This window comes from Halarchaeum grantii (genome assembly GCF_014647455.2).
Classification (GTDB): Archaea; Halobacteriota; Halobacteria; order Halobacteriales; family Halobacteriaceae; genus Halarchaeum; species Halarchaeum grantii.
In genome coordinates this window covers 672,878-684,633 of sequence record NZ_BMPF01000002.1, presented here as the reverse complement: position 1 = coordinate 684,633, position 11,756 = coordinate 672,878, and the positions used below count along the sequence as shown (strand labels likewise).

General features: G+C 70.2%; 14 protein-coding genes. 9 read left to right on the top strand and 5 right to left on the bottom strand.

Going from position 1 to position 11,756, the window contains the following annotated elements; translation table 11 throughout:
* Positions 1-12: 12 nt before the first annotated feature.
* Complete coding sequence (locus IEY12_RS09735; protein ID WP_188883288.1) at positions 13-258, top strand: ferredoxin; 246 nt, start codon at positions 13-15, stop codon at positions 256-258.
* A gap of 13 nt (positions 259-271) precedes the next feature.
* On the opposite strand, the gene mdh is transcribed toward IEY12_RS09735, so the two are convergent.
* Positions 272-1,186 (bottom strand): malate dehydrogenase, encoded by a 915-nt coding sequence (gene mdh / locus IEY12_RS09730; protein ID WP_188883286.1) that lies wholly within the window; start codon positions 1,184-1,186, stop codon positions 272-274.
* A 219-nt stretch (positions 1,187-1,405) separates the two neighbouring features.
* On the opposite strand from mdh, the gene IEY12_RS09725 reads away from it, so the two are divergent.
* Complete coding sequence (locus tag IEY12_RS09725) at positions 1,406-2,152, top strand: Sjogren's syndrome/scleroderma autoantigen 1 family protein (RefSeq protein WP_188883279.1); 747 nt, start codon at positions 1,406-1,408, stop codon at positions 2,150-2,152.
* A gap of 39 nt (positions 2,153-2,191) precedes the next feature.
* Positions 2,192-2,584, top strand: a complete 393-nt coding sequence (locus IEY12_RS09720) for a universal stress protein (protein ID WP_188883277.1) — start codon at positions 2,192-2,194, stop codon at positions 2,582-2,584.
* Here the strand turns inward: IEY12_RS09720 and IEY12_RS09715 are convergent.
* On the bottom strand, positions 2,574-5,060 hold the full coding sequence (locus IEY12_RS09715) for a DEAD/DEAH box helicase (RefSeq protein ID WP_188883275.1): 2,487 nt from the start codon (positions 5,058-5,060) through the stop codon (positions 2,574-2,576). The genes IEY12_RS09720 and IEY12_RS09715 overlap by 11 nt on opposite strands.
* 140 nt (positions 5,061-5,200) lie before the next feature.
* On the opposite strand from IEY12_RS09715, the gene IEY12_RS09710 reads away from it, so the two are divergent.
* Positions 5,201-5,587 carry a DUF5684 domain-containing protein gene (locus IEY12_RS09710; RefSeq protein ID WP_188883271.1) on the top strand — a complete coding sequence of 129 codons (387 nt, stop codon included), beginning with the start codon at positions 5,201-5,203 and terminating at the stop codon, positions 5,585-5,587.
* 30 nt (positions 5,588-5,617) lie between these two features.
* On the opposite strand, the gene IEY12_RS09705 is transcribed toward IEY12_RS09710, so the two are convergent.
* Entirely contained in the window at positions 5,618-6,583 is a 966-nt protein-coding gene (locus IEY12_RS09705; RefSeq protein ID WP_188883269.1) for a cation diffusion facilitator family transporter, read from the bottom strand.
* 73 nt (positions 6,584-6,656) lie between these two features.
* Between IEY12_RS09705 and IEY12_RS09700 the strand changes: the two genes are divergently transcribed.
* Entirely contained in the window at positions 6,657-7,175 is a 519-nt protein-coding gene (locus IEY12_RS09700; protein ID WP_188883267.1) for a metallophosphoesterase, read from the top strand.
* A 164-nt stretch (positions 7,176-7,339) separates the two neighbouring features.
* Positions 7,340-7,468: a DUF7859 family protein gene (locus tag IEY12_RS15870; protein ID WP_255494090.1), complete on the top strand. Its 129-nt coding sequence runs from the start codon at positions 7,340-7,342 to the stop codon at positions 7,466-7,468.
* On the opposite strand, the gene IEY12_RS09695 is transcribed toward IEY12_RS15870, so the two are convergent.
* Positions 7,465-8,505 carry a threonine aldolase family protein gene (locus IEY12_RS09695; protein WP_188883265.1) on the bottom strand — a complete coding sequence of 347 codons (1,041 nt, stop codon included), beginning with the start codon at positions 8,503-8,505 and terminating at the stop codon, positions 7,465-7,467. The two genes, IEY12_RS15870 and IEY12_RS09695, sit on opposite strands and share 4 nt — an antisense overlap.
* A gap of 79 nt (positions 8,506-8,584) precedes the next feature.
* Between IEY12_RS09695 and IEY12_RS09690 the strand changes: the two genes are divergently transcribed.
* From IEY12_RS09690 to IEY12_RS09680, 3 genes are all read left to right on the top strand, one after another.
* Positions 8,585-9,676 carry an aminopeptidase gene (locus IEY12_RS09690; protein ID WP_188883263.1) on the top strand — a complete coding sequence of 364 codons (1,092 nt, stop codon included), beginning with the start codon at positions 8,585-8,587 and terminating at the stop codon, positions 9,674-9,676.
* A gap of 245 nt (positions 9,677-9,921) precedes the next feature.
* A complete protein-coding gene (locus tag IEY12_RS09685) occupies positions 9,922-10,461 on the top strand; it encodes a hypothetical protein (protein ID WP_188883260.1) in 540 nt (179 codons plus the stop codon).
* 7 nt (positions 10,462-10,468) lie between these two features.
* Positions 10,469-10,663 (top strand): hypothetical protein, encoded by a 195-nt coding sequence (locus IEY12_RS09680; RefSeq protein WP_188883258.1) that lies wholly within the window; start codon positions 10,469-10,471, stop codon positions 10,661-10,663.
* Here IEY12_RS09680 and IEY12_RS09675 read toward each other — a convergent pair whose 3' ends face one another.
* A complete protein-coding gene (locus IEY12_RS09675; protein ID WP_188883254.1) occupies positions 10,664-11,695 on the bottom strand; it encodes a disk-shape morphogenesis protein volactin in 1,032 nt (343 codons plus the stop codon).
* Positions 11,696-11,756: the final 61 nt, after the last annotated feature.

Here is an 11,756-nt window from a genome sequence, read left to right as displayed (position 1 = left end):
CCACGCTCCGGTATGCGAGTCGAGTTCGACCGGGACGCCTGTATCGGGATGTTCCAGTGTGCCGCCGAGTGGGAGGCGGGCTTCGAGGTGGACCGCGACGCCGGGAAGGCCGTCCTCGTGGACGGCGAGGAAACCGAGGACGGCGTCTTCGCCCGCGAGGTCCCCGAGGACGCGGAACTGGACGCGAAGTTCGCGGCGCGCGCGTGTCCCGTGGACGCCATCGCCGTCTACGACGACGACGGCGAGCGCGTCGTCTGAGCCGCTCTTCCCTTCAGGAGATCTGTTCGTACTGCTCGGAGAGCTTCGCGGCGGCCTCGCCGAGCTGGTCGCGCTCGTACTCGGTGAGGTCCCACTCCACGACCTCCTCCACGCCGTCCGCCCCGAGCTTCACGGGGACGCCGAGCGCGGTGTCCTCGTGGCCGAACTCCCCTTCGAGGGGGATGCTCGCCGGGAGCACCTCGCCGGTGTCCCGCACGACGGCCTCGACCATGTGCGCGACGCCGGTCGCGGGCCCCCACTGGGTCGCGCCCTTGCGCTCGATGACGTCCATCGCGGACTGCTGGAGCTCGTCGAGGATCTCCGACTTCTCCTCGTCGGAGAACGCGGGGTCGCGGCCGTCGACGCGCACCTTCGAGAAGACCGGCACCTGGGCGTCGCCGTGCTCGCCGAGGATGGTCGCCTCGACGTTCCGCACGGCGGTGTCGAAGCGCTGGCTGAGCACGTAGCGGAAGCGCGCGGAGTCGAGACGGCCGCCGAAGCCGACGACCTTCGAGCGCTCCCGGTCGCCCGTCTCGTAGAGGTGGCGGTTCAGCAGGTCGACGGGGTTCGACGTCGTGATGGAGACGAAGTCGTCGTTGTACTCGGCGAGCGACGACCCGATGTCCTCCATGATGGGCGCGTTGTCGCCCGCGAGGTCGAGGCGGGACTGCCCGGGCTTGCGCGGGATGCCCGCCGTGACGACGACGACGTCCGACCCCGCCGTGTCCGCGTAGTCGCCCTGATAGACCTCCGTGTTGGAGTCGTAGGCGACGCCGTGGTTCGCGTCCGCCGCCTGCCCGACCGTCGCGTCCTCCTGGTCGGGGATGTCGACGAAGACCAGCTCGTCGACGACGTCGCGGAGCGCGAGGTTGTAGCCCGCCGCCGCGCCGACCGTACCGGCCGCACCGACGATGCTCACTTTCGACATATCACCTGCAACACGGCGTGGCGTCCCGTTAAACGTACCGCCTCTCCCCGCGCCGCCGGATGCTCTCCCGGGAGCCGCACTCGTGTTCGGCTCTCAGTCTCGCGTGTCGTTCGCGTCCGCCCACTCCCGCTCGACGTTCTGCGCCCCCGCTATCGCTCGGGCCCGCAACGGACGTCGAGCGTCATCACGCTTTTCGGCGCGCGCGTCCTGTACGCACCCATGAGCGACCGAGAGGACCCCGAGGGGTTCGACCGAGAGGCGCAGAAGCGCGAGCTCCGCGAGAAGTACGCGGCGGACGCGCAGGACCGCGAGCGAACCGGCCGCATGAGCGAACTTCTCCTGCAGGGCGCGACGATGACGAACAAGCACTGCGACCGCTGTGGGAACCCGCTCTTTCGCTACGAGGGCAACGAGTTCTGCCCGACCTGTCAGGCGGAGGGCGAGGCCGCGGAGGCGGCGGACGCGGACGCGACCGAGATCGAGGTCGGCGCGAGCGACGAAGAGGACGCCGACGCGCCGGGCGACGAGGCGGCGAGCGCGGACGCGCGGGCGACCGACGCACCCGCTGTCGACGCGAATGACGAGCGTGAGGTCGCCGACGCGTCGGCGGCGTCGACGGGCGCGCCGACCCGCTCGCTCGCCCCGGACGTCGACGCCGAGTCCCCCGAGGAGCACGCGCACGACGTGACGGCCGAGGCGCACGCGAACGCCGGCCGTGACGCGTCCCGTCCCGACCACGCCCACGCCGGGGGCGAGCGCGACCCGGCGCGCGAGCCGCCGCAGTCCGGCCGGTCCGAACCCGACGCGCCCGACGCGGCGGACGGCGTGGCGTCAGCGCGCGCGTCGCTCTCGCGCTCGGTCTCCACGCTCGCCGAGCGCGCCGCCGCCGCCGACGACCCCCGGAACGCGCGCGAACTCGCGGCGGCCGCCCGCGAGGCCGCCGAGGCGCTCGACGCGCTCCGGTAGGCGACAGGAGTTAACTCCGTGGCCCTCGACTCGGCGCGTATGCAGATTCTCGTCCCCATCGACGGCTCGGACTGCAGTTTCCGCGCGCTCGAGTTCGCGGCGGACATGGCGCCGCGCTACGACGCGAGCCTGCACGTCGTCCACGTCACGGACTCGCGAAACGACGCCACCGAGGACATCGTCGAGCGCGCCCGCGACGTCCTCGACACCCACGAGGTCGAGGACGACCCGGCCGTCCACACGGACGTGAGCCTCGACTTCCGACCGTCGAACCGGATCGGCAAGGACGTCCTCACGCTCGTCGAAGAGGAGGGCTACGACCACGTCGTGATGGGCCACCACGGCTCGGGCGCCGTCGAGCGCGCCATCCTCGGGAGCGTCACGGAGACGGTGATGGACGCGAAACGCGTCCCCGTCACCGTCATTCCGTAGCGTAGTCGCTCGCGACGACGTCCCGAACGCGCTCGGCGGTGACCTCGCCGACGCCCTCGACGTCCATGAGGTCGTCCTCGCTCGCCGTCATGACGGCCTCGACGCTCCCGAAGTGCGCGAGGAGCGCGCGCGCCGTCACCGGGCCGACGTCCGCGATGCTCGACACCACGTACTCCTGTTGTTCGGTCTTCGTCTTCGCGCCCTTCTCGCCGTGGACGGACACCTCCCGGTCGCGGGTGAGCTGCTCGCGCCCGGCGAGCACGTCCAGCATGTCCGTCGTGTCCGTCTCGTCCTCGGTTCGGAGGACGCTGATGCCGTAGTCGACGGCGACGGAGGCGAGCGCGCCCCGGATGGCGTTCGGGTGGACGTTTCGCGCGCCGTAGAGGTCGCCGCCCTCGAGGAGGAGGACGGGCCGGTCGTAGTGGCGCGAGAGGTCGCGCGCCTGCTCGAAGAGGTCGCGGTCCCCGCCCAGTAAGGTGTCGAGGAAGTCCGCGATGCTCTTGCGCTCGACGGCGACGCGGTCGGAGACGACGTAGTCGCCGACGGCGAGCGTTTCGAGGCGCGTGTCGACGTGCTCACGCTTCGAGAGGTCGCGCGCGATGTTCGAGTCGAGCTCGCGCTGGTCCACCACGACCTCGACGTGCTCCTCCGCCTCGGGCGGGTCGGCGCGCGCGACGACGCCCTCGTCCTCGCTCCCGTCCTCGGTGCGTTCGTCGCCGTGGCCTCCGGCCTCGCCGTCGGTTTCCCCGTCGCTCGCCGCGCCGTCGCCGGACGCGTCGGCGCCCCCGACCTCGTCGCCGCGCTCGAAGTCCGCGAGGCCGGCCTGCCCGTCCGCCGAACTCCGCACGCCCTCGCGCTCGTCGGCGGGCGCCTCGCCGTCCGCGTACTCCTCGAGCGTTCCCTGCCCGTCGTCGAGTTCGGCTTCGAGGTCGTCCGCGAGCGACTGGAGCGAGCGCAACTCGTTCTCCATCTCCTCCTCGCGCCGCCGCGAGATCCAGAAGTAGGCCTCGTCGCGGGTGTCCTCGGCCATCAGGACGACGACGCGCCCCTCCGTCTGCCGTCCCGTCCGCCCCTTGCGCTGGACGGAGCGAATCGCCGTCGGGACGGGTTCGAAGAAGAGCACGAGGTCGACCTCGGGGACGTCGAGGCCCTCCTCGGCGACGCTCGTGGAGACGAGCACCTCGAACGCGCCGGCCTTGAACTCCGAGAGCACCTCCTGCTGTTCGGTCTGCGTCATGCCGTCGGAGCCCTCCTTGTCGCCCTGCCCGACGAAGCGCCGCGCGTCGAAGTGGTTCCCGAGGAACTCCGTGAGGGCCTCGGCGGTGTCGCGGGACTCCGTGAAGACGATGACGCGGTCGCCGCCCTCGATACCGAGCGTCTCCGCGAGGAGCATGCGGGTGCGGCGGAACTTCGGGTGGAGGCCGTCGAAGGCCTCCGCGCGCCGCATCGCCTCCTTGACTCTCGGCTCGGAGACGAGGCGCTGGGAGGCCTTCGACGCCCCCGAGGAGCGCGCGGCGTTCTTCTGGCGCTCGAAGTACCGCCGTACCGACTCGACGCTCTGGGTCTCGACGAGCTCGACGGCGCGCCGGAGCTTCATCACCTCCGCGTGGAGGCTCATCCCCTCGTACCCCTCCGACTGGTCGTTGTCGATGAGCTCGCGCAGTTTCCCGTGGACCTTGTTCAGGTCCTTCTGCGAGAGGTCGGGTTGGGTGGTGTTGACGACGCCGAGTTCCTTCAGCTTCTCGAGGCGCTCGCGGATGACGTCGTTCAGCTCGTCGCGCACCTCCAGCACTTCCTCGGGGAGTTCGATGCGCTCCCACTCGACGTCCGTGTCGTAGGTGTAGTCGGCGACGTCGGCGTCGTCCTCCGTCATCACCGCGACCTCCCGGACGCCGAGGTTCGCGCAGACGGTCAGGATCTCCTCCTCGTCGCCGCCCGGGGACGCGCTCATCCCGGTGACGAGCGGGTCGGCGGCGTCCGCGTGGTAGCGCTCGGCGATGTAGACGTAGGCGTAGTCGCCGGTGGCGCGGTGGCACTCGTCGAAGGTGACGTGGACGACGTCGCGGAGGTCGATGCGCCCGCCGACGAGGTCGTTCTCCACGACCTGCGGCGTCGCGACGACGACGCGCGCCGAGCCCCAGAGCTCCGCCCGGTCGTCCGGGCGGACGTCCCCGGTGAAGACGACGATCTCGTCCTCGGGGATTTCGAGCGCCTCGCGGTAGAAGGTGGCGTGCTGTTCGACGAGCGGCTTCGTCGGCGCGAGCAGGAGGCTCTTCGCGCCGACGTCGTCCTGCAGGCGGTCGGCCGTGACGCGGAGGCTGACCGTCGTCTTCCCGAGGCCGGTCGGGAGGCAGACGAGCGTGTGGTCGTCGAGCGCGCGCTCGACGAGTTCGCTCTGGTAGCGTCGGTCCTCGAGGAAGCCCTCGGCGAGCAGCGGGTGCTCGACGTACGACTGCTCCGGGTCGGTGGCCGCCATTTGCCGTGGATTCGCCTTTCTGTCGGTTAAGGGTTCCGCGCGGTCGGACGCGCGCCGGCCGGCCCGCGAACGCCGGCCGCCGACCGCCGCGCCCGGCCGCCGAGACGGGGATTTATACCGGACGACGCCGACGGCCCGATATGGTCCTCACACTGACCGGTTCGCTCCCCCTCCAGCAGGGCGGCGGTAGCGGGTCGGGCGTCCTGTTCCTCGTCTGGCTCGTCCTCGTCCTCGTCTCCATCGCCGGCATCTGGAAGACGTTCGAGAAGGCCGGCGAGCCCGGCTGGGCGGCGATCATCCCGATATACAACACGTACGTCATGCTCAAGATCGGCGGGAACGCGTGGTGGTGGCTGCTGCTCTTCCTCGTCCCTATCGTGAACATCTACGCCGCCTACCGGCTGTCGAAGGGCATCGCGGAGGCGTTCGGACAGGGCCTCGGGTTCACGCTCGGCCTCTGGTTCCTCGGCTTCGTCTTCTTCCCCATCCTCGGCTTCGGGGACTACCGCTATCAGGGGCCGCCGTAGGCCGCCGGCGCGGGGTGGCGTCCGCCCCGCTTAGTGCCCGCCCGCGCTCGTCGCGGTCTCGGGTTCGATGTAGACCTTGCGGACGTTCGGGTTCTGTTCGACGAGCGCGTCCTCGATCGCGGTGATGCGCTCGTCAACGTCGCCGGTGTCGAGGTCCCCGTCGAACGCGACGTCTGCGGCGACGAGCACGCGATTCGGCCCGAAGTAGACGGTGCGGAAGTCCACGATGCCGGTGACGCCCTCCCAGCTCGCGACCGTCTCGCGCAGTTCGTCCTCCTCGTTCTTCTGGAGGGATTCGCCGAGCAGGAGGCGCTTGTTCTCCCACGCGAGCGCGAGCGCGAACCCCATGAGGAGGAGACCGATGCAGAGCGCGGCGAGGCCGTCCCAGAGCGGGTTCCCGGTGTAGTCGGTGAGGAAGACGCCGAGGAACGCGAGGACGATGCCGCTGACCGCGACGGTGTCCTCGGTGAACGCGGTGAGCGTCGTGATGTTGCTCGTCTTCTTGAACGCCTCGACGAAGCTCGTCCAGCCGTGTTCGTCCATGTCGATCCGCATCCCGCGATAGGCGGTGACGAGCGCGTAGGTCTCGAAGCCGAACGCGCCGACGAGCACGACGTAGTTGACGTAGACCGCGCGGAAGCTCGCGCCCAGCAACTCGACTTTGCCGTGGAGCGCGCTCGCGTGGCCGTGGACGATGGCCTCGTAGCCGTGCGTGAGCGACATCCAGCCCGCGATGCCGAAGAGGAGGACGCTCACGAGGAAACTGTAGAAGAACTGCGCTTTGCCGTAGCCGAACGGGTGGGTGCGGTCGGCCTCCCGGCCGCTGTATCGGAGGCCGATGAGCAAGAAGACCTGATTGCCCGTATCGGAGATGGAGTGATACGTCTCCGAGAGCATCGCGGGGCTCCCGGTCAGCAGAAAGCCGAGGAACTTCATGATCGCGATGGCGCCGTTCGCGACGCCGGCCGCGATCACGACTCGCTTCGAACTCGCCATTGGCGGACGAAGGAGCGGCCGCCACCTAAAGGCACCCGCTGTGCCTTTCTCCCTGCCGCCCGAACGGCCGGGTATGTTCGCCGTCCTCAGCGACACGCACAGTCGGAGCGGCCACGAACTCGCGGGCGCTGCCCGCGACGCCGTCGAGCGCGCGGACGCCGTCCTCCACGCGGGCGACTTCACGAGCGAGGCCGCGCTCGACGCCTTCCAGTCCGCGAGCGAGCGCCTGCACGCCGTCTACGGCAACAGCGACGGCCCGGGGGTCCGCGACCGTCTCCCCGAGGCGCGCACCGTCGACCTCGCGGGCGTTCGGGTCGCCGTCACGCACCGCGAGCGCGGCGGGCCGACGGCGCTCGCGCTCTTCGGGCGCGAACGCGGCGCGGACCTCGTCGTCTCCGGGCACACGCATCGCCCGAGCGTCACCGAGACCGAGGACTGCGTCCTCCTGAATCCGGGGAGTCACGCGGAACCGCGCGGGAACCCGGCGAGTCACGCCGAACTCACGCCGCGCGAGGGGGGACTGGACGGGAAAATCATCGACCGTGACGGCACCGTACTGCGGGAGTTCCGGGTGGAGGGCCGAAACGTCTAGCGGGGCAGGCGCGCGCCGACCGGGGCGTGGGTACGCCGCGCGCCTGTACACCTACCTACGGAGTCCGGTATCAATAGGGTAGCGTAGGCTCAAACGGCCGTTTCACCCTGCGATAGCGACGCGGGGGCGAAACCACTTTGCGGCTCGGCCGGGTAGTCGACCCCATGGCGCTGTTCCCGTCGGACCCGATGTTCTACGTCCTCCTCGCGCTCGTCCTCGGGTTCGTCTTCTTCTGCTATCTCCTCCTCCGGCGGACGCTCCTGAGCTTCCGCGAGGGGAAAGGCGGGCGCTAGACGACGCGTGCGACCCGCGCGACGGCGTCGTCGATGGCGTCCCGGTCGACGTCGAGGTGCGTACAGAAGCGCACCGTCTCCCGGCCGAACGCGCTCGCGAGCACGCCGACGTCCCGACAGCGCTCGACGAGCGCCTCGGCCCCGAGGGTCGCGCCCGACGTGTCCACGAGCACGATGTTCGTCTCGGGGTCCGCGGCGTCGAGGCCGTCGATGCCGTCGAGGCCGCGAGCGAGGCGCTCGGCGTTCGCGTGGTCGTCGGCGAGGCGCTCGACGTTCTCCGCGAGCGCGATGCGTCCCGGTGCCGCGATCAGCCCCGCCTGCCGCATCCCGCCGCCGAGGAGCTTGCGGGCGCGGCGGGCGTCCGCGACGAACGCCTCGCTCCCCGCGAGGACGGAGCCCACGGGCGCGCCGAGCCCCTTCGAGAGGCAGACGCTCGCCGAGTCGACGTGCTCGGTGTACGCGGTGACGTCGACGCCGGCGGCGACGGCGGCGTTGAAGAGGCGCGCGCCGTCGAGGTGGAGGGGGACGCCCAGTGCGCTCGCTTCGTCGCCGAGCGCCGCGACGTCGGCGACGTCGGCGACGACCCCGCCTTTGGCGTTGTGCGTGTTCTCGATGGCGACGAGGCCCGTGCCGGGTCGATGGAGGCTCTCGGCGTGGTGGGCCTCGCGCAGTTGGGCGGGCGACGGGACGACGCGCTCGCCCGCCTCGACGGGGCGCGTCTGGAGGGCGCTGTGCTGGGCGAACCCGCCGAGCTCGTAGTTCACGACGTGGCTCTCCGCCTCGACGATCGCCTCCTCGCCGCGCTCGGTGTGGACGCGCGCCGCGAGCTGGTTCCCCATCGTCCCCGAGGGCACGAAGAGCGCGTCCGCGAAGCCGAGGACGTCGGCGGCCGTCGCTTCGAGGTCGTTCACGCTCGGGTCCTCGCCGTAGACGTCGTCGCCGACCGGGGCGTTCGCAGTCGCACGGCGCATCTTCTCGCTCGGCGTCGTCACCGTGTCGCTCCGGAGGTCGATGGGCGCGTCCGCGTCGTCGCTCATACGCGTCCGTGGATGGCGCGCGCCAAAGGCCCCCCGCTCCGTCCGCAAGCGGTTTGGGGGTGCTCGCCGTTCTCACGCTATGGACCCTCGCGTCAGAGAGCACGCCGCAGTCGTCGTCGAGCACTCCACGAGCGTCGAGGCGGGCGACCGCGTCGTCGTCAACGCCCCGCCGGTCGCCGAGGACTTCGCGGTCGCCGTCTACGAGGAGCTCGCCGAGCGCGGCGCGCACCCGCTGATGCTCTACAACGGCCGCTTCGGGAGCGCGCGCGCCGAGCGCGCCTACCTCCGCGCCGTCGACGAGGACGACATCGGCGCCCACGAGCACCTCGAGGCGCTCTACGAGCACGTCGACGTCGCCATCCGCGTACGCGCCGACGAGAACGTCACCGAGTCCAGCGACGTCGACGGCGAGACGCAGGCCGCCTTCCAGCGCGCGTACGCGCCCGCTCGCTCCGAACTCCTCGACACGCGGTGGTGTCTCACGCAGTACCCCGCGCCCGCGAACGCCCAGCTCGCGAACATGAGCACGGAGGCCTACGAGGCGTTCGTCTACGACGCCGTCAACAAGGACTGGGAGGCCCAGCGCGAGCACCAACAGCAGATGGTGGAGATACTCGACCCCGCCGAAGAGGTCCGCATCGTCTCCGGTACTGAGACCGACCTCACGATGAGCGTCGCGGGGATGACGACGCTCAACGACCACGGCGAGCACAACCTCCCCGGCGGCGAGGTGTTCACCGCGCCCGTCCCCGAGAGCGTCGAGGGCACGGTCCGCTTCGACCTCCCGCTCTATCACCAGAGCCACGAGATCGAGAACGCCTCCCTCGAGTTCGAAGACGGACGCGTCGTGGACTACGACGCCGACCGGAACGCGGATGTCCTCGGTGACGTCCTCGACACCGACCCGGGCGCGCGCTACCTCGGCGAGCTCGGCATCGGGATGAACCGCGACATCGACCAGTTCACCTACAACATGCTCTTCGACGAGAAGATGGGCGACACGGTCCACCTCGCGGTCGGGATGGCCTACGACGACTGCGTCCCCGAGGACCGCGAGCCGAACGAGTCCGCCGTCCACGTCGACATGATCGTCGACATGAGCGAGGACTCGCGCATCGAGGTCGATGGCGAGGTCGTCCAGCGCGACGGGACGTTCCGGTTCGAGGAATAACGCGACAACCGAGCGAAGCGAGGGCGTCGCGGAACACCGAACGGGGAGCAAAGCGACCCGTGAGGAATAAGGCGAGCCTGAGCGTCAGCGAGGAATCGCCGACTACCGAGCGGGGAGGGACGACCCGCGAGGACGGGTTCGAGGAATAACGCGATTCCAGAGGAATCGCGAAATCGAGCGCCGACCGGCGACGCCCGCGCGTCTCGACGCCCACCTATTTGGTGCCCGGCCGCCCGTGTTCGAGTATGCCCGAGATCGACATCGCCGCCGAGCAGGCGGAGTACTTGGAGGAGCTCCGCGCGGCGCTCGCCGAGGAGCATCTGGGCGAGTACGGGACGATGCGGACGCGCGACGCCCTCCAGTACCTCATCGACCAGCACGAGGCGAGCGACGACGGCAGCGCGCTCGGCACCGACACGGACGCGGCGGCCGCGAGCGACGACGGTGACGCCTCCGACCTCTCCGTCGACGACCTGCCGGACGAGACGCCGGCCGTCGAGGCTGAGACACCAGATGCGACGGGCGAGGGCGCTGGCGAGGACGTGGAGGCGGCCGATATCGACGGCGATGCGGACGACGGTGACGGCGGCGATGCGGACGCGGACGCCGGCGGCGGCCCGAGCCCGCTCGCGCAGACGATGCAGCTCCTCGAGGACAACGACGACGTCTGGGAGGAGGTGGAGTCGAGCGACGGGAAGTACGCGGTGACGCTCCCGGACGGCTCGACGAAGCACGCGCGGACGAAGGACGACGTGCGCGCGCTCCTCTTCAAGCACTACCGCTAACGACGTCATGAGCTCCGAATCCGACGAACCGGCCGTGGACTGTCCGCGCTGTGGCGGGACGCTGGAGGCGCTCGTCTTCGAGGAGCACCGCGCGGTCGTCTGCGAGGACTGCGGGTTCGCTGACGTCCCCGCCGACCACTCGCCGGCGGAACGCGAGGACGAGTCGTGGGACGCGGCGCTCAGGCGCTTCCTCGAGGGGTAGTTACTGCTCGGCTTCGGCCTCGGAGTCGGCGCTCTCGCCTTCGCCGCCGGCCGCGCCCTCCTCGGAGCGGGCGGCGACGAGCGCGCCGCGCGCGACGCTGTAGAGGGGCTGGCGCGCGCGCTGGACGCCGCTCACCGAGAAGGGGAGGTCGGCTTCGGCGAGGCGCTCGCGGAAGAGGCCCTCGAAGCCCTCCGGGCTCGCGGTGCCGCCGGTGACGACGACGGGCACGTCGAGGCCCTCCTCGACGTCCTCCTCGTCCACCTCCTGCACGACGTTCTCGACGACGTAGTCGAGGAGGTTCTCGTAGTAGATGCCGAGCGCGCCCTCGACGCCGCCGACGTCGCTCGTGAAGTCGAGGCGGAAGTCCTCCTCCTTCGTGGAGGTGACCTTGTCGACGGGCGTCCCGGTGGCGCGCGCCGCCTGCTCGTCGATCCAGTCGCCGCCGCGCGCGATGGAGAAGCGCATGACGGGCACGGCGTAGTAGGAGAGACAGACGTTCGTCATGCCCGCGCCGAAGCTGATGCCGAGGCCCGTGAAGTCGTTCTCCGCGAGCTCGCTGTAGATGACCGCCATCCCCTCGTTGATGGGCTCGGGGTCGTAGCCCATGTCGCCGAGGATGGATTCGAGGGTCTTCTGGTGGTAGAGCGTGGAGAGCTCGGAGTCGATGGGGTCGGCGGGCGTCGAGAAGAACAGCCGCTCGTTCGGGCGCTGGGGGTCGTCGACGACCTGCTGGAGGATGAGCTTGATCATCGGGATGGCGGACTTCTCGTCGGAGGAGAGGATGCCCGCCTTCATCGGGCGCCGCGTCTCGCGGTTGAAGATGTTCGCGAAGTTCAGGGCGTCGTCGCCGACGACGTAGACCTGATCGCCCTTCTTGATGTGGAGGACGTCGCTTCGCGAGAGCATCTGGTCCGCCATGTCGCTGTAGTCGAGTTCGACGAACGAGTTGCGCTGCTGGACGAAGACCGTGTCGGCGTCCTCCTGGCGCGCCGAAATGAGGTTCATCGTCCCGACGTCGAGTCCTTTGGCCATACGCGAATGCTCGAAACCGCTCATCTTAAAAGTATGGCAGCGAACGATGACTGTTCGACCG